This window comes from Dokdonella aquatica (assembly GCF_051987395.1).
Taxonomy (GTDB): Bacteria; Pseudomonadota; Gammaproteobacteria; order Xanthomonadales; family Rhodanobacteraceae; genus Dokdonella.
The window spans coordinates 2,388,008-2,405,784 of sequence record NZ_CP197094.1 but is presented as its reverse complement, the minus strand read 5'-3'; the positions used below and the strand labels follow the sequence as shown (position 1 = coordinate 2,405,784).

At 69.2% G+C, this 17,777-nt stretch carries 15 protein-coding genes; 6 read left to right on the top strand and 9 right to left on the bottom strand.

From position 1 onward, the window contains the following. Positions 1–20 precede the first annotated feature (20 nt). The 6 genes from ACQQ2N_RS10565 to ACQQ2N_RS10540 all read right to left on the bottom strand — a co-directional run bounded on the left by ACQQ2N_RS10565 (position 21) and on the right by ACQQ2N_RS10540 (position 8,248). Positions 21–722, bottom strand: a complete 702-nt coding sequence (locus ACQQ2N_RS10565; protein WP_440225678.1) for a DUF4159 domain-containing protein — start codon at positions 720–722, stop codon at positions 21–23. Positions 723–768: 46 nt separating this feature from the next. Further along, positions 769–2,103 carry a TldD/PmbA family protein gene (locus tag ACQQ2N_RS10560; RefSeq protein ID WP_440225677.1) on the bottom strand — a complete coding sequence of 445 codons (1,335 nt, stop codon included), beginning with the start codon at positions 2,101–2,103 and terminating at the stop codon, positions 769–771. Positions 2,104–2,119: 16 nt separating this feature from the next. Beyond that, positions 2,120–3,754: a TldD/PmbA family protein gene (locus ACQQ2N_RS10555; protein ID WP_440225676.1), complete on the bottom strand. Its 1,635-nt coding sequence runs from the start codon at positions 3,752–3,754 to the stop codon at positions 2,120–2,122. 156 nt (positions 3,755–3,910) lie between these two features. Further along, complete coding sequence (locus tag ACQQ2N_RS10550; RefSeq protein WP_440225675.1) at positions 3,911–5,545, bottom strand: TldD/PmbA family protein; 1,635 nt, start codon at positions 5,543–5,545, stop codon at positions 3,911–3,913. A gap of 80 nt (positions 5,546–5,625) precedes the next feature. Continuing rightward, on the bottom strand, positions 5,626–6,204 hold the full coding sequence (locus tag ACQQ2N_RS10545) for a hypothetical protein (protein WP_440225674.1): 579 nt from the start codon (positions 6,202–6,204) through the stop codon (positions 5,626–5,628). A 475-nt stretch (positions 6,205–6,679) separates the two neighbouring features. Then, entirely contained in the window at positions 6,680–8,248 is a 1,569-nt protein-coding gene (locus tag ACQQ2N_RS10540) for a protein adenylyltransferase SelO (protein WP_440225673.1), read from the bottom strand. Between the two features lie 176 nt (positions 8,249–8,424). Between ACQQ2N_RS10540 and ykgO the strand changes: the two genes are divergently transcribed. The 3 genes from ykgO (at position 8,425) to ACQQ2N_RS10525 (ending at position 10,064) form a co-directional block, all read left to right on the top strand. Beyond that, positions 8,425–8,550 (top strand): type B 50S ribosomal protein L36, encoded by a 126-nt coding sequence (gene ykgO / locus ACQQ2N_RS10535; RefSeq protein ID WP_092410730.1) that lies wholly within the window; start codon positions 8,425–8,427, stop codon positions 8,548–8,550. Positions 8,551–8,709: 159 nt separating this feature from the next. Further along, positions 8,710–9,006, top strand: a complete 297-nt coding sequence (locus ACQQ2N_RS10530) for a hypothetical protein (protein WP_440225672.1) — start codon at positions 8,710–8,712, stop codon at positions 9,004–9,006. 20 nt (positions 9,007–9,026) lie between these two features. Continuing rightward, complete coding sequence (locus ACQQ2N_RS10525; protein WP_440225671.1) at positions 9,027–10,064, top strand: agmatine deiminase family protein; 1,038 nt, start codon at positions 9,027–9,029, stop codon at positions 10,062–10,064. Between the two features lie 37 nt (positions 10,065–10,101). Here the strand turns inward: ACQQ2N_RS10525 and ACQQ2N_RS10520 are convergent, their stop codons facing one another. The 3 genes from ACQQ2N_RS10520 to ACQQ2N_RS10510 form a co-directional block, all read right to left on the bottom strand. After that, positions 10,102–11,031 (bottom strand): MBL fold metallo-hydrolase, encoded by a 930-nt coding sequence (locus tag ACQQ2N_RS10520; protein WP_440225670.1) that lies wholly within the window; start codon positions 11,029–11,031, stop codon positions 10,102–10,104. A gap of 78 nt (positions 11,032–11,109) precedes the next feature. Then, entirely contained in the window at positions 11,110–12,363 is a 1,254-nt protein-coding gene (locus tag ACQQ2N_RS10515; RefSeq protein WP_440225669.1) for a winged helix-turn-helix domain-containing protein, read from the bottom strand. A 27-nt stretch (positions 12,364–12,390) separates the two neighbouring features. Next, entirely contained in the window at positions 12,391–13,599 is a 1,209-nt protein-coding gene (locus tag ACQQ2N_RS10510) for a choice-of-anchor Q domain-containing protein (RefSeq protein ID WP_440225668.1), read from the bottom strand. A 170-nt stretch (positions 13,600–13,769) separates the two neighbouring features. On the opposite strand from ACQQ2N_RS10510, the gene ACQQ2N_RS10505 reads away from it, so the two are divergent. The 3 genes from ACQQ2N_RS10505 to ACQQ2N_RS10495 all read left to right on the top strand — a co-directional run bounded on the left by ACQQ2N_RS10505 (position 13,770) and on the right by ACQQ2N_RS10495 (position 17,596). After that, positions 13,770–14,942 carry a thiolase family protein gene (locus ACQQ2N_RS10505; protein WP_440225667.1) on the top strand — a complete coding sequence of 391 codons (1,173 nt, stop codon included), beginning with the start codon at positions 13,770–13,772 and terminating at the stop codon, positions 14,940–14,942. A gap of 396 nt (positions 14,943–15,338) precedes the next feature. Further along, a complete protein-coding gene (locus tag ACQQ2N_RS10500) occupies positions 15,339–15,821 on the top strand; it encodes a hypothetical protein (RefSeq protein WP_440225666.1) in 483 nt (160 codons plus the stop codon). Between the two features lie 167 nt (positions 15,822–15,988). Beyond that, complete coding sequence (locus ACQQ2N_RS10495) at positions 15,989–17,596, top strand: carboxyl transferase domain-containing protein (protein WP_440225739.1); 1,608 nt, start codon at positions 15,989–15,991, stop codon at positions 17,594–17,596. Positions 17,597–17,777 lie beyond the last annotated feature (181 nt).

The window sequence follows — 17,777 nt, the reverse complement described above, 5'->3', positions numbered from 1 at the left end:
ATGGTGCCGACCGGCGGGGATCAGTGGGTGAGCGCGTAGATCGCGATGTTGACCGCGAACTTCGTGTTGTCCTCGGCGAGGAAGCGCTTGTTGCGCCAGTCGTAGTCCCACTCGCAACCGTAGTCCTTGTTGCTGTAGAGCAGGCCGAGGCGGCCTTCGATCTCGATGCCCTTGAGGTAGTCGTGGACGAGGTCGTCACCCCAGCCATTGAGCTCGAAGGTGGTCGCGGGCGGGCCGTCGAACGTGAAGAAGCTCGAGTAGATCGCGTGCTTCTTCGGCAGCTTGCGCAGCGCGTCGCGGCCGAAGATCGAGGCCATCTCGCTCTCGAACGAAGTCGCGAAAAGGCCGTCGATGTCGTGGTTGCAGTCGTCGACGAAGACGAAGCCGCCGTTGCGCACGTAGGCCTCGAAGTGGCGGCGCTCGTCGGGATTGAACTCGACGAGCTTGTGCCCGGAGAGATAGCAGAACGTCGCGTCGAGAATGCGCGGATCGGCCAGCGGCAGCACCTGCTCGACCGGATCGACGCGCAGCGTCGTGTACTGGATCAGCGCGTCGATGAGGTTGGACGGCATGCGCTGGTCGACATCCCAATCGCCCGACTCGTACATGAGCCGCGTGAAGCGGAAGTCGTAGGCCGGCGGCTCCTGCGCACGCACGGCCCTCGGCAGCAACGGGGCGACGGCCGCGGCGGCGAACAGGCGGAGGAACTCGGCGCGCGTCATCGCGGGTAACGGGTGCGGGAGCGGCGATGCCGCTCCCGCGCCGGGGTCACACGGCGTCCGACAGCGAGGTGAACGTGAAGTCGCGCAGCTTCATCGGCGGGATCATCATGACGAACGGGGACTCGTCGTCGCCGACGCGCACCGGCTTGCCGATCTCCTCGATGTTGTTGAGCATGATCACGGGCGACTCGTTGAAGCGGAAGTTCTTGATCGGGTACTTGATCTCGCCGTTCTCGACGTAGAACGTGCCGTCGCGCGTGAGGCCGGTCAGCAGCACGGTCTGCGGATCGACCATGCGGATATACCAGGTGCGCGTGACGAGGATGCCCTTCTTGGTCGACTTGACCAGGTCCATCGTCGACTTGTCGCCGCCGACCATGATCAGGTTGCCGGGCTGACCGTCCGCGGTCTTGCCCTTCTCCTTGGCCCAGAAGCGCGAGTAGCGCATGTACTCGACCTTGCCCTTGGTGATGATCGGCGTGCGCTTGCGCGGCAGGCCTTCGTTGTCCCACGGCAGCACGGCGGAGCTCGCGTCGTTCGGGTCGGCGTAGATCGTCACGCGCGGGTCGAACATCTGCTCGCCGACCTTGTTGCCGCCGCCCTTCTTGGACAGGAAGCTGCGGCCTTCGTCGGCCTGGCGCGCATCGAAGCCGAACATCATGAACGAGATCAGGCCCGCGGTCGCGGCCGGCTCCATGATGACCGTGTACTTGCCGGGCTCGAGCGCCTTGGCCTCGCGCGACTCGCGCGCCTTCTTCATCGCGACCTGGATCTCGCTCTTGGCGTCGAACTGCGCGACGTCGGCGACGTTGCGCGCGACCCAGCCGGAGCCGGTCTCGTCATCGGTGCGCACCGTGCACGTGAAGTCGAGGTTGGTGCTCTTCTGGTAGCCGAAGTTGCCGTTGCTGTTGGCGATCGCCGAGTAGCGCGCGCTGTCGGAAAGGAAACCTGCGGCGACGAGCTTGTCCTTGCGGCAGGGCTCGATCGAATCGGCGGCGACCTGGGCGCGGTACTCGGGCGTGATCGCCGCGGTCTTGTCGAACCACGTCTTGGTCGCGGTGTATTCCTGCTTGCCGATCGCGGGCAGGAACTCGGGGTTCTCCGGCGCCAGCTTCGCGAGTTCCTCGGCACGACGCACGACCTTCTCGAGCGAGGCGTCGTCGAACTCGTTGATCGTCGCGGTGCCGACGCGCTTGCCGAAGGCGACCTGCACGCCGAGTTCGGCGTTGCTGACGATGCCGCTGGTCGACACCGCGTTGCGCGCGTAGCGGATGTTGCCCGCCACCGAGCCGCTCAGCGTGGCCGTGCACTCGTCGGCCTTCGACAGCGTGATGACCTTGTCCAGGATCGCCTTGGCTTCCTGTTCGGTATGGATGCTCATGACCTTGCTCCCGTGATCAGCCGAGGCTGCGTGCCGTATTGATGACGTTGATGCCGTTGAAGCGCGCCGTGCTCGAGCCGTGCGAGACCGCCGAGACCTGGCTCGGCTGGCCCTTGCCGTCGAAGAACGAGCCGCCCATGCGGTAGTCGCGCTCGTCGCAGATCGCCGAGCACGCGTTCCAGAACTCCGGCGTGCGGATCTGGTAGGCCACGTCCTCGAGCATCTGCGTGACCTTGCCGTCCTTGATCTCGAAGAACAGCTGGCCGCCGAACTGCGCGTTGTAGCGCTGCTGGTCGATCGAGAACGAACCGTTGCCGATGATGTAGATGCCGTTCTCGACATCCTTGACGAGCTCGGCCGGCGTCAGCTTCGCCTTGCCCGGCGCGAGCGACACGTTGGCCATGCGCTGGAACTGCACGCTGTCCCACGAGTCGGCGTAGCAGCAGCCCTGCGATTCGGTCTCGCCGATGATGTGGGCCTGGTCGCGGATCGCCTGGTAGTTGACGAGGATGCCGTCCTTGACGAGGTCCCAGCGCTTGGTCTTGATGCCTTCGTCGTCGTAACCGACCGCGCCGAGCGAACCCTTCTGGGTCTTGTCGGCGAACAGCGTGACCTTGTCGCTGCCGTACTTGAAGTTCTTCGACTTCCACTTGTCGAGCGTCGCGAAGCTCGTGCCGGCGTAGTTGGCCTCGTAGCCGAGTACGCGGTCGAGCTCGAGCGGATGGCCGACCGACTCGTGGATGGTCAGCCACAGGTGGACCGGATCGAGCACGAGGTCGTACTTGCCCGGCTTCACGCCCGGCGCCTTGAGCTTCTCCTGCGCGTGGCGCGCGGCGATCGCGGCGTCCTCGACGAGGTCGTACGAATCGGTGTAGCCGATCGTGCCGCCGATCATCTCGATCTTGTGTTCCTTCTTGCCGTCCAGGTACTCGTAGCCCATGCCGACCGGCGAGGACAGGCCCGAGCGGCTGCGGAACTTGCCGGACGCCTTGTCGATCGCGGTGACGTTGAGCGGCACCCACAGGCGGTGCACGTCCTGGTCGATGTAGGAACCGTCGGACGAGGCGAAGTACTTCTGCTCGTTGACCTGGAACATCGTCGAGTTGACGAAGCTCGCGCCGGCCTTGATCGCCGCCGCGTTGGCGGTCAGCAGCAACTCGACCTTGTCCTTGACCGGGACCTCCATCGCGTTGCGCACGATCGGCGTGGCCCATGAGACCTCGCCCACACCCTTGGCCGGCGCGAGGCGCACGGGCTCGACGGTGAGGCGCGCGTTGGCCTTGGCGATCGCGGCAGCCTGGCGCGCGGCCTTGGCGACCGCGTCGTCGGACAGGTCATTGGTCGCCGCGAAGCCCCAGGTGCCATCGACGATGACGCGCACGCCGATGCCGGTCGACTCGGTGTTGACGACGTTCTGCACCTTGTCCTCGCGCGTGACGATGAACTGGCGCAGGTAGCGGCCGATGCGCACGTCGCAGTAGGTCGCGCCGAGGTCCTTGGCCGCGGCGAGCGCGGTGTCGGCGAGGCGTTTCTTGAGCGCGACCTCGAGCTTGGTCGTGAGCACTTCGGCGGCGACGACACGGCCGTAGGCGGGCAGCAGCAGTGCTCCCATGCCGACGCCGGTCATCTTCAGAAAATCACGTCTTTCCATCTCGGACTCCACTCGGCAGGGGAACGCGACCCCACGTGGCCGCCGGCATCAGGATGCGCGACGGGCCGCGAAGGTTGCTCGCAACACGGATCGTGAACGCATCGTGAGGCAGCGCGACCGGGCCGTCCATGTGACGGACGGCATGGTCGCGGGCCCTCAGCCGAGGCTGCGCGCGGTGTTGATCACGTTGATGCCGTCGAAACGCGCCGTACTCGAGCCGTGCGAGACCGCCGAGGACTGCGGCGGCTGGCCCTTGCCGTCGAAGAACGAGCCACCGAAGCGGTAGTCGCGCTCGCCGCAGATCGCCGAGCACGCGTTCCAGAACTCCGGCGTGCGGATCTGGTAGGCCACGTCCTCGATCATGTGCGTGATCTTGCCGTCCTTGATCTCGTAGAACAGCTGGCCGCCGAACTGCGCGTTGTAGCGCTGCTGATCGATCGAGAACGAACCGTCGCCGATGATGTAGATGCCGTTCTCGACGTCCTTGACCATGTCGGCCGGCGTGAGGTCGCCCTTGCCGGCCGCGAGCGACACGTTGGCCATGCGCTGGAACTGCACGTTCGACCACGAATCGGCGTAGCAGCAGCCCTGCGATTCGGCCTCGCCGATGATGTGGGCCTGGTCGCGGATCGCCTGGTAATTGACGAGGATGCCGTCCTTGACGAGGTCCCAGCGCTTCGTTCGCACGCCTTCGTCGTCGTAACCGACCGCGCCGAGCGAGCCCTTCTGGGTCTTGTCGGCGAACAGCGTGACCTTGTCGCTGCCGTACCTGAAGCTCTTCGATTTCCACTTGTCGAGCGTCGCGAAGCTCGTGCCGGCGAAGTTCGCCTCGTAGCCGAGCACGCGGTCGAGCTCGAGCGGGTGGCCGACCGATTCGTGGATCGTCAGCCAGAGGTGGCTCGGGTCGAGCACGAGGTCGAACTTGCCCGGCTTCACGCCCGGCGCCTTGAGCTTCTCGCGCGCCTGCTTCGCCGCGGCGATCGCATCGGCCGCCATGTCATAGGAGTCAGTGTAGGCGACCGCGCCGCCCGGCAGCTCGAGGCGGTGCTCCTTCTTCGCGTCGAAATACTCGTAGCCCATGCCCAGCGGCGCCGACAGGCCGTCGCGCGTGCGGAACTTGCCGGTCGTCTTGTCGACCGCGGTCACGCTCATCGGCGCCCACACGCGGTGCACGTCCTGGTCGATGTAGGAACCGTCCGAGGAGGCGAAGTACTTCTGTTCGTTGACGAGGAACAGCATCGAGTTGATGAAGTCGGCGCCCGCGTTGACGGCACCGGCGTTGACGCCGAGCAGCAGCTCGACCTTCTCCTTGACCGGCACCTCCATCGCGTTGCGTGTGATCGGCGTCGACCACGACACCTCGCCGACACCCTTGACCGGCGCGAGGCGGACGGGTTCGACGGTCAGGCGCGCATTCGCCTTGGCGATCGCGAGCGCCTGGCGTGCGGCCTTGGCGACCGCGTCGGCCGAAAGATCATTCGTCGCCGCGAAGCCCCAGGTACCGCCCGCGATGACGCGGATGCCCACGCCTGTCGATTCGGTGTTGACGACGTTCTCGACCTTGTCCTCGCGCGTGACGACGTACTGGTTGAGGTAGCGGCCGATGCGCACGTCGCAGTACGTGGCCCCGCCCTCTTTCGCTGCGGCCAGCGCGGTGTCGGCGAGACGCTTCTTGAGCGCGACGTCGAGCTTCGCGACGAGCTCCTCGGCATGGATCGGCCGCGACCAGGCCGGCAGCAGCAGCGCGCCGGCCCCGAGGCCGGCCATCTTGAGCAGGGTACGACGATCCATGGCGCGCTCGCGTGTCGGGACGGGAGCGCCGATGCTGGGGCAGCCGATGCCGCCCGGCATGTGCAGGACGGCAGGGGGCGTCAGGGCTCCTCGACCACCGGTCGGCGCGACCAGTCGAACTCGACCTCGACCTGCCCGCCGGAGGTGTCCTTCGCACGCAGCCGCGCCGGACGGCCGTGACCTTCGCAGACCCACAGGCGCACGTCGCCGTCGGCCTCGGCGCCGGGCAGCTGGCCGCTCGCGCGGAACGCGTAGACGCGCGCCTCGCATTGCGCGGTCGGCGACGGCCCTTCCTCGCGCACGTCGCGGATACCCGCAATCGCGCGGCGCATCGCGGGCGGATCGAACTCGCTGACCGGCAGCAGGGAGCGATCGGTCGGCGTCCAGTACCCGAGCGCCGCGATCCAGGCCCCGCCCGGCGTGACGATGAACTCGAGCCCGTCGCTGCGCACGTGCGCGCGGTCCGGATACAGCACGTCGACCGTGCCCGACACGGGCGGCACGTCGGGCCCGAACAGGTGCCCCGACACCTTCGCGCGGAACCCGCCCGCGTCGAGCACCTTGCCGAGCGCGGCCCGCACGTCGGCGGCCGGATCGGCGTGCGCGAGACCCGGCAGGGTCACGGTCGCGAGCAGGACGAACAGGAGCGTCTTCTTCATGGCGGGTCCGTCAGCGATGCGGGGCGGCGGCGAGTCTGCCGCAGGGCGCGTGAACGGGATGTTCGGGCGCGCCATGGCGATCTTTCAGTCAGCGGAACGATGCCGCGCATCAGGGGCAGGCGCGGGGTCCCGACATGGGGTCAGGTTCATTTGTCCTTGTCGGCAGCCACGATGCCCATCGGCGTCCATGGACAAATGAACCTGACCCCATTCTTGGCGCGCGCATCGATCGCGGCGAACGGCCATTAGCCTCCACGCTCATACTGCCGTCATTCCGGCGGCTTTCAACAGCCGAGTGGCTGGTCAAGCCGGAATCCATTCAAGCGCGACAGAAGAGAGCAGCCGTCGTGCTCCTCCGTGAGATGCTCTTTCGATCGAAGCACGCCTCCTGTTGCAACGCTCAAGGGGATGACCAGCCGTTCGGCTGTTGAAAGCCGCCTGGGTTGCAGAACCGAAACCCCGACGGCACGCCTTATCACGAACTGCACGACAACATCGAGCACCCCGCCCTGTTGCGTGCCCATTCCGGGCGACGTGCGGCGAAGCGTTCGCGGCCGGGCTGGTCGTCGTAGGGGTGGCGCATGACGTCGAGCAGGTCGTGGATGCCCGATTCGTCGCCTTGCGCGGCACGGTCGATCGCCTCCTGGGCGAGCCAGTTGCGCAGCACGTAGCGCGGGTTGGTCGCGCGCATGAGCGTGCGACGCGCGGACACGTCGAGCGGATCCTCCGCACGGCGCGCGGCGTAGGCCTCCAGCCAGTCGGCGAGCGGCGCCTCGATCGAGGCGCGGCGCGCATCGTCGTAACAGGCGTCGACGAAATGCGCCGGCGTGGCATCGGACGGCTCGATTTCGCCGAGTGCGCGGAAGAACAAGGTCATGTCGACCTCGCCCGCGTGCAGCAGCGCGCGCAGCGCCTGCATGCGCTCGAGGTCGTCGTCGCGGCATTCGGCAAGGCCGAGCTTGGCGGCGGTATCGCGCGCGTCCTGCGCCTCGTAGGTCGCGACGAACTGCGCGAGCCCGGCCTGCAGCGGCGCGACGTCGTCGAACAGCGGCGCGAGCGCCTGGGCGAGGCGCGAGAGGTTCCAGTACGCGATCGGCGGCTGCTGGCCGAAACGGTAGCGGCGGCGCTCGCGGTCGGTCGTGTTCGGGGTCCAGTCCGGATCGAACGCGTCGATCCAGCCGTACGGACCGTAGTCGATCGTGAGGCCGAGGATCGACAGGTTGTCGGTGTTGAGCACGCCGTGCACGAAGCCGACGCGCATCCAGTGCGCGACGAGCACGGTGGTGCGTTCGCAGACCTCGGCGAACCAGCGCGAGCGGCGCGCCGTCACGTCCGCCTCGACATCGGCGAGATGCGGGAAATCGCGCGCGATCGTGAAGTCGACGAGGCGCGCGAGCAGCGCCGTGTCACCGCGCGACGAGGGCAGCTCGAAGCTGCCGAAGCGCACGAACGACGGCGCGACACGGCAGACGATCGCGCCAGGCTCGGCCTGCGGGCGGCCGTCGTAGAACATGTCGCGCACGACGTGCTCGCCGGTCGCGACGAGGCTCAGCGCGCGCGTGGTCGGTATACCCAGGTGGTGCATCGCCTCGCTGCACAGGAATTCGCGGATCGACGAGCGCATGACCGCGCGTCCGTCCGCGCCGCGCGAGTACGGCGTCGGCCCCGCCCCCTTGAGCTGCAGCTCGAGGCGGCGGCCGTCGACGCCGATCGCCTCGCCGAGCGAGATCGCGCGGCCGTCGCCGAGCTGGCCGGCCCAGTGGCCGAACTGGTGGCCACCGTAGTTCGCCGCGCTCGCCTGCATGCCGGGCAGCAGCGCATTGCCCGCGAACACTTCGGCGAACGCGGGCGAGGCGATCCAGGCCTCGTCGAGGCCGAGCATCGCGGCGACTTCGGGCGAGTGCGCGACGAGCCGCGGCTGCGCGACCGGCGTCGGCTCGACCGCCGAATGCAGCGCGCCGACGACCTCGCGGCGGCGCGGGCCGGACTCGGCGTCGCCGGGGAGATCGCGCACGAAGGCATTGTCGAAGGTCAGGGCCGGCATGGCACACTCGCGGTCCGCAGCGGGGATCCGCACAAGATCGGGGCCCCGTCACGCCGACGCAAGCCGGCCGGACCGCGCCGCGTGAGGCTTCCCGGAGCGGGGGAGTTCCCAAAACCCGATGGGCCGGATATACTCGCGGGCTCCGTGCAGCCCCGATACGCCCCGAGGTCATTCCCATGAAAGTGCTTTCTTCGCTCAAGTCCGCCAAGAGCCGTCATCGCGACTGCAAGATCGTCCGCCGCCGCGGCAAGGTCTTCGTGATCTGCAAGAGCAACCCGCGTTTCAAGGCCCGCCAGCGCTGAGCTGAGCCGCCCGGGTTGCACGTCGGAAAGGCCGCGCAAGCGGCCTTTCCTGCGTCAGGGCCCCGGTGCGCGCCTGCGACGGCCGACATGGAACTCGTCACGGGCTTCTGATACAACGGCGGTCCTGCGACATCCCCATGTGAATCAGGAGGTTCGGCGATGAACGTCAAGTCGGTTCTCGGTGCTGCCGCCATCGCGGCCATCCTCGGTGTCGCTCCGGCCGCCCAGGCCGACACGCTCACGCTCGAGAAGACCGTCGTGCGCTCGATCGACGTGCCGCAGCGCGGCCTCGACATGAGCCAGGTCGAGCGCCGTTTCGGCGCGCCCGTCGAGAAGCTCGCGCCGGTCGCCGGCAACAAGCCGCGCCATCCGCAGATCAACCGCTGGCGCTACGCCGGCTACACCGTCTACTTCGAGCGCAACCGCGTGATCCACAGCGTCCGCGACGGCGCCTGATCGATCCCTCCCGGAATCCGATGACCGACACCACGCTCCGCCTGCCCGCGGAATGGGAACCGCAGGCAGCGGTTCTCGTCGCCTGGCCGCACGCCGACACCGACTGGGCCGACCGCCTCGAAGCGGTCGAGACGACCTACGTCGCACTCGTGACCGCGATCGCACGTTTCTCGACCGCGATCGTCTGCGTCGCCGACGAGGCCTTGCGCGACCGCGCGACGCGCCTGCTCGACGCGAACGGCGCCGATCTCGCCAGGGTGCGCTTCGTCGTGATCGCCTATGACGACACCTGGCTGCGCGATTCGGGTCCGATCACGCTGGCCGGTGACGGCGCATTCCGCCTCAACGATTTCCGCTTCACGGGCTGGGGCGGCAAGTTCGAGGCGAGCCGCGACGACGCGATCGTCGAAGGCCTCGTCGAGCGCGGCCTGTTCGGCGACGCGACCCACCGCGCGATCGACTTCGCGCTCGAGGGCGGCGCGATCGAATCCGACGGCCGCGGCACGATCCTGACCACGTGGCGCTGCCTGCACCTGCGCCACCCCGCGCTGTCGCGCGAGGAGATCACCGCGACGCTGCGCGCGACGCTCGCCGCCGAACGCGTGCTGTGGCTCGACCACGGCTACCTCGAGGGCGACGACACCGACGCGCACATCGACACGCTCGCGCGCCTCGCGCCGGACGACGCGATCGTCTACCAGGGCTGCGACGACCCGACCGATTCGCACCACGCCGAACTCGCCGCGATGGCCGGCGAACTCGCCGCGCTGCGCACCGCCGACGGCCGTCCGTACACGCTGCACGCGCTGCCGTGGGCCAAGCCGATCCTCGACGACGGCCGTCGCCTCGCCGCGTCGTACGCGAACTACCTGATGGTCGACGGCGCCGTGCTCGTGCCGGCCTACGGCGATGCCGTGGACGAGGCCGCCGCACGCATCATCGGTCGCGCCCACCCTGGCCGCGAGATCGTGCCGATCCCTTGCCGCCCGCTGATCTGGCAGAACGGCAGCCTGCACTGCGTGACGATGCAGCTGCCAGCCGGCGTGCTCGTGTCCTGATCCCGCCTGCGCGCCGCCCGGCGCGCATCCCTCGACATCAGTCCTTGCGGTCGAGCCAGATCGCGAGGCCTTGCGCGTTGAGTTCGATGTCCATCGCGAGCAGCGCGTGCATCGCCTCGCGCGACAGTGCGCAGCCGTGTGCCTCGGCGCGACCGAGGTAGAGCGCGGCGAGGCCGTCCATGATGCGCGCGTGGCGATCGGGTGCCGTGCCCGCGTCGCGCGCGATCGCGACCATCGCGTCGATCTGCGCGAGCAGGTCGGCGCCGAGCCGCGCGACATCGGTGACGCGCCCGTAATGGGTCAGGAACATCGCCTCGGGCGCGAACGCGAGCATGCGCGTGATCGACGCGCGCAGCTCGTCGGGATCGAACTGCACCGGGCTCGTCGTCGGCAGGATGAACGCGCCGTTCGCGGTATCGAACTCGCGGTACGACAGGCCGAACGTGTCGCCCGTGAAGAACGAGCGGCTGCGCTCGTCCCAGACGCACAGGTGGTGGCGCGCATGGCCCGGCGTGTCGAGGCAGCGCAGCGCGCGCGAGCCGACGTGCACGATCTGGTCGTCGTGCGCCTCGACGATGCGCTCGACCGGCACCGGCACGATGTCGCCATAGGTCGCGCGCACGACGTCCTCGCCGTAGACCGCCGACGCGCCCGCGACGAGCTTGGCCGGATCGGCCATGTGGCGTGCGCCGCGCGGGTGGATCAGCATCGTCGCGTTCGGCAGCCGGCGCATGAGCTCGCCGGCGCCGCCGGCGTGGTCGAGGTGCACGTGGGTCGGAATGACCCAGTCGACCGCGCCGACGCCGAGGCCCTTGCGCGCGAGCGCGTCGAGCAACGCAGGCACCGAGAAGTTCGTGCCGACGTCGATGAAGGCGGCACGTCCGTCGCTGATCACGAGGTAGGCCGCGTCGAAGTCGGCGCGGAAGAAATCGGTGTCGATCGCGGTGATGTCGTGCGCGTAATCCATCGGGCTCTCGCGGTGCGGCGTTGGCCCGCCCGATGATCGCAGACGATGGCGCCGCGGGCGCACGTCTGCGACGGAAGTCTAGGCCCGGTCGCGCAGCGCCGTGCGCAGCAGCGTTGCAAAGCCGCGCGGATCGCAGCGCCGCAGCGTGACCTGCGGGGTCGCGTGCCAGTCGGCGGCGGCCCGGATCGCGGTGGCGATGTCGGTCGCCAGCGCTGCGTCGGGCTCGACATCGGGCTCGAGGAACAGGCGCTTGACCTCGAACACGCCGTCGCCGCGATGCGCCTTCGCGTCGAGGCGACCGACCAGCTCGCCGCGGCGCAGGATCGGCAGCACGAAGTAGCCGAAGCGACGCTTCGGCTCGGGCACGTAGCACTCGAGCGTGTAGTCGAAGCCGAACATCGTGCGCGCACGCTCGCGGTCCCAGACGACCGGATCGAACGGCGACAGCAGGGTCGTATGTGTCGCGCGCAGGCGTCCCGCGCGCGCGGCATCGAGCAGCGCCGCGTGGTCGCGGTGCACGTAGCCCGGCGCCTCCCAGCCCTCGACCGCGACGCGCACGAGCTCGCCCGCGGCGACCAGCGGCGCGAGGTCGGCATCGCGCACGCGCGGCGTCGTGCGGTGCATGTCGGCGATCCAGCGCGCCTGGGTGACACCGAGCGCGCGCACCGCGTCGAGCACGAGCGTGCGCGCGACGTCACCGTCGAAAGCCACCGCCGGCGGATGCCGCGCGAGCACGCGTTCGCTGATGTCGTAGACGCGCTGGAAGCGCTCGCGGCGCGCGACCATGAGCTCGCCGAGCGCGAACAGCGCCTCGAGCCAGCGCTTCTCGTCCTTCCAGCCCCACCACGCCGAGGCGCCGCGCGGGCGCGCCGATTCGAAGTCAGCCGCGCGCACCGCGCCGTGTTCGCGGATGCGCACCAGCAACGCCGCGAGTGCATCGGCGTGCGCGGCCTGCGTGCGCAGCGCGTTGCGATACGACCAATGGCCCTCGCGCCCGCCGCGCGCGAGGTGGGCACGATGCAGCGCGTGGTCGCGCGACGACGCGAAGCAGGCCTCGTGCGCCCACACCTCGAAGATCGCACCGCGCTCGAGCAGGCCGTCGAGCCATTCGGGACGGTAATTGCCGAGGCGCGAGAACAGCACGAGGTAAGGGCTGCGCGCGACGACGTGGATCGTGTCGATCTGCAGCAGGCGCATGCGCTCGATCGCCGCGAGCACGTCGGCCTCGCGCGCCTTCGCACGCGGCTTGGCGAGCAGGCCTTGCGCGGCGAGGTGCAGGCGCCGCGCCTGGATCGCACGCAGCACGGGGAGATCGGCGTCGGTCGAGGTCATCCGCGCATCATGCGCAGCGCTCGAGGTTCACGGCAACGGCGGATCGAAGCCGTCGCGGAACACGAGGTCGTCGAGTTCGGCCGCGCCGATGTCGCAGCGGCTCGCCTGCGGACGCGCGATGCCGCGTGCGTCGACGGGCTCGCAGGCGCCGGGCTCGCCCATCGCGGCGGGACTGCCACGTTCGACGGCGGGACTCGTCACCAGCGGCAGGAACACCTCGACCGTGCCGCCGTACACCGCGAACGGCTGCAGGCGCGGATTGATCGGCGCAGCCGGCGTGCCGGTCTGGTCGCTCGCCTGCGGCGCCAGCGTGCAGGCCTCGCCGAGCGTGCCGACGAGGTTGTAGCCCGTCGACGCGAGCGTGCCGGCCACACCGGTCGCGCAGTCGGGATTCACGGTCGACGCACCACCAAGGCTGAGATCGAGGTTGCGCGCGATCAGCGTGTTCGACAGCGTGACCGTGCCGTTGGCCTCGAGTGCACCGTCGCCGGTGTCGTCCGAATCGCTGTCGGCGACGTTCTGGCTCATCGTCACGTTGTTGAGCACGGCGTCGCCGTCGAACGCCGCGGCCGATCCGGACTGGCTGCTCGTGTTGCCGTCGAACGTGACATTGCGCAGCTCGACCGACGAACCCGCCGCCGACCACAGCGCGCCACCGCGCGTCGCGCTGTTGGCATGGAACGCCGCCGCGGACACCGACAGCGCGCCCTGCACCGCGATCGCGCCGCCTTGCGTGGCGATGTTGTTGACGATCGAGACACCTTCGACGCGCAGGCCCGCGCCGCTGCCGACGAGGATCGCGCCGCCGAGCGCGGCTTCGCCGTTGCGCAGCGTCATGCCGGCGATGCGTACCTCGACCGGCACCGCAGGAATGCCCTGGCGCACGTCGAACAGGCGGTCGACACGATCGCCACGGATGCGCGTGAGGTCGGCACCGGCGCCTTGCAGCTGCAGGCTGCTGCGGATGTCGAGATCGCCCGTGAGGTTGCCGTCCTCGTCCGCGCCGGCACGCGTGAGGCGGTACTCGCCGGCCGGCAGCACGATGATGTCGGCGCCACTGCCTGCCGGGCAGCCGTTGAAAGCGGCGTCGGTGTTGGCGGCCGTGATCGCCTCGCGCAGGCTGCACTGCGCATCGGCCGCGACCGAGTCGTTGGTCGTCGTGACCGTGATCGTCGCCGCCTGCGCGGACCCGGCCAGCACGGCCGCCACCACGCCTTTCCATACCACGCCACGCATGCCGACCCCTCCTGTCGTCGAGCGCATGCTTGGGCCGCCGGGGCCGCACGTCAAGTGCACGAAGGTCCAGCGCGCGCGGCCGGTCGGGCCGCGGGCGCCGTGCGATAATCGGCCGGTTCCCGCCGGGGCTTCGGCACCGGTGCTCGACTGCATCCACGGAGGTTTTCGTCATGTCCGATATCGTCATCGTCGGCGCCAAGCGCACCGCGATCGGTTCCATGCTCGGCCAGTTCACGGGCGTGCCGACGCCCACGCTCGGCGCCGCCGCGATCAAGGCCGCGCTCGACCAGTCCGGCATCGCCGCCGACGCCGTGTCCGAGGTGATCATGGGCTGCGTGCTGCCGGCCAACCTCGGCCAGGCGCCCGCGCGCCAGGCCGCGCTCGCCGCGGGCCTGCCGACCGGCACCGGCTGCACGACGATCAACAAGGTCTGCGGCTCCGGCATGAAGGCGATCATGCTCGGCCACGACCTCATCAAGGCCGGCTCGGCCGACGTCGTCGTCGCCGGCGGCATGGAGTCGATGACCAACGCGCCGCACATGGTCTCGGCACGTCCGGGCCTGCGCTACGGCGATGCCAAGCTCGTCGACCACATGGCCTGGGACGGCCTGACCAACCCGTACGACGGCCAGTCGATGGGCGTGTTCGCCGAAGCCACGGCCGACAAGTACGGCTTCACGCGCGAGGAGCAGGATGCCTACACGATCGAGTCGGTGCGCCGCGCGCAGGCCGCGATCGCCTCGGGTGCGTTCGCCGACGAGATCGTTCCGGTCAAGGTCGCCACGCGCAAGGGTGAGGTCGAGTTCGCGACCGACGAGCAGCCCGGCAAGTCCGACATCGCCAAGATCCCGACCCTCAAGGGCGCGTTCCGCAAGGACGGCACGGTGACCGCAGCGAGCTCGTCGAGCATCTCCGACGGTGCCGCCGCAGCGATCATCACCAGCGCCGACCATGCGAAGAAGCTCGGCGTCACGCCGATCGCGCGCATCGTCGCGCACGCCACGCACGCGCAGGAGCCGCAGTGGTTCACGACCGCACCGGTCAGCGCGATCCGTAACGTGCTCGACAAGGCCGGCTGGAAGGTCGAGGACGTCGACCTGTTCGAGGTCAACGAGGCGTTCTCGGTCGTCGCGATGGCGCCGATCAAGGATCTCGGCATCCCGCACGAGAAGATCAACGTCAACGGCGGCGCGACCGCGCTCGGCCACCCGATCGGCGCCTCGGGCGCGCGCCTCGTCGTGACGCTGCTGCACGCGCTCAAGGCACGCGGCGGCAAGCGCGGCGTCGCCTCGCTGTGCATCGGCGGCGGCGAAGCCACCGCGATCGCGATCGAGCTGGTCTGATCCATCGTCCGGGGCGGCGCCACGCCGCCCCTTGGTGAAATGGGGTCAGGTTCATTGGTGACTTGGGGTCAGGTTCATTTGCCTCGAAGCACAGCGCTGGTGACTTGGGGTCAGGTTCATTTGCCTCGAAGCACAGCGCTGGTGACTTGGGGTCAGGTTCATTTGCCTCGAAGCACAGCGCTGGTGACTTGGGGTCAGGTTCATTTGCCTCGAAGCACAGCGCCATCCAGGGCGATGCGCTGGGCAAATGAACCTGACCCCACGCTTTTACGGCGCGACGACGCCCCCTTCCCCGCACCCGCGCCGGCGGTTCAGAATCGCAACCTGAACGGGATGGCCACGGCGGCCGGCCATCCTGCCCGCCCTGTGTGCCGCCGACCATCGAAGGGGACCACCATGTTGATCCGTACCGCGCTCGCCGCTGCGCTCACGCTCGCCCTCGCCGCCTGCGGCGACGACGCCAACAAGCAGGCCCGCGAGGCCGCCGAATCCGCGCAGAAGACCGCCCAGGACGCTGCCGCAGCAACGCAGAAGGCTGCGCAGGACGCCGCCGATGCCGCCAAGGTCGCGGCCGAAGCGACCAAGGAAGCCGTCGGTGACGCGGCCGACGAGACGCGCAAGGCCGCTGCCGAGACCAGCGACGCGGCCGTCGACGCCGCCGAGACCGCGAAGATCAAGGCGGGTGAAGCCGTCGATGCAACCAAGGAAGCCGCGCAGGCCACCGGCGAAGCGATCAAGGAAGGCGCCAAGGAAGCGTGGGAGGCGAGCAAGGCCGCCGGCCGCGAAGTGAAGGAAGGCGCCAAGGAAGTCGGCCACGAGATCAAGGAAACCGCGAAGGACGCCAAGGAAGCGGCCGACAAGGAACTCAAGAAGGATTGATCGTCCGCGAGCCGGCCGCCTCGCGCGGCCGGCTCGCCTCGTTCGACGGTCGCGACCACGCTGCAGCGCAGCGATTCCACGCACCACGCATGCCGCGCCCACGCAAGTCTGGCCAGCCATCGGACGCTGTGCTCAGATGCACGGCTCCATGGTCCATGGGTGCGACGATGACGGCGATCACCAGCAACATCGACCCGCGCGATCCGGCCTTCCAGGCCAACGCCGCGCAGCTGCGTGCGGCGGTCGAGGATCTCGATGCGCAGATGGCCCGCGTCGCCCTCGGCGGCGGCGAGAAGGCGCGCGCGAAACACACCGAGCGCGGCAAGCTGCTGCCGCGCGAACGCATCCGCGCACTGCTCGATCCGGGCTCGCCGTTCCTCGAACTCTCCCCGCTCGCCGCGCACGGCCTCTACGACGACGCCGCGCCGTGCGCGGGCCTCGTCACCGGCATCGGACGCGTGCACGGCCAGGAAGTGCTCGTCGTCGCCAACGACGCGACCGTCAAGGGCGGCACCTACTTCCCGATGACGGTCAAGAAGCACCTGCGCGCGCAGGAGATCGCGCTCGAGAACCGCCTGCCCTGCGTCTACCTCGTCGATTCGGGCGGTGCGTTCCTGCCGCTGCAGGACGAGGTGTTCCCGGACAAGGAGCACTTCGGCCGCATCTTCTACAACCAGGCGCGCATGAGCTCGCTCGGCATCGCGCAGATCGCCGTCGTGATGGGCTCGTGCACGGCCGGTGGCGCCTACGTGCCCGCGATGAGCGACGAGACCATCATCGTGCGCGAACAGGGCACGATCTTCCTCGGCGGCCCGCCGCTCGTGAAGGCCGCGACCGGCGAAGTCGTCGATGCCGAATCGCTCGGCGGCGCCGACGTGCACACCGCGGTGTCGGGCGTGGCCGACCACTTCGCCGAGGACGACGCCCACGCGCTCGCGATCGCACGCGACGTCGTGCGCAACCTCAACCGCGTCAAGCGCATGCCGCTCGCGCTGGCCACGCCGCGCGAGCCGCTGTACCCGGCCAGCGACCTCTACGGCATCGTGCCGCGCGACACGCGCATGCCGTTCGACATCCGCGAGATCATCGCGCGCATCGTCGACGGCTCGGATTTCGACGAGTTCAAGGCGCGCTACGCGAAGACGCTCGTCACGGGCTTCGCGCACATCCACGGCTACCCGGTCGGCATCGTCGCCAACAACGGCATCCTGTTCGCCGAATCCGCGCTCAAGGGCGCGCACTTCATCGAGCTGTGCAACCAGCGCGACATCCCGCTCGTGTTCCTGCAGAACATCACGGGGTTCATGGTCGGCCGCAAGTACGAGAACGCCGGCATCGCCAAGGACGGCGCCAAGATGGTCACCGCGGTCGCGTGCTCGCACGTGCCCAAGTTCACCGTGGTCACGGGCGGCAGCTTCGGCGCCGGCAACTACGCGATGTGCGGCCGCGCCTACGGCGCACGCTTCCTGTGGATGTGGCCGAACGCGCGCATCAGCGTGATGGGGGGCGAACAGGCCGCGAGCGTGCTCGCGACCGTGCGACGCGACGGCCTCGAGACCTCGGGCAAGACGTGGAGCATCGAGGAGGAGAACGCGTTCAAGGCACCGATCCGCGACCAGTACGAGGCCCAGGGCCACCCGTACTACGCGAGCGCCCGCCTGTGGGACGACGGCGTCATCGATCCCGCCGACACGCGACGCGTGCTCGGCCTCGGCATCTCGGCCGCGCTCAATGCGCCGATCGAGCGCGGACGCTTCGGCGTGTTCCGCATGTGAGGCATGCGATATCGCGCAGCGTCAGCGACGCACCCGACACCGCCACGAGTCACCGCTCCGCCGCCAGCACCGCCGGCCACGCCTCCGTTCTCGACGCGCATCGCGGAGTCGAGCGCATCTCCCCTCTCCCCTTGCGGGAGAGGGGCCGGGGGGAGAGGGGTACGCATGTGCGGCAACACTG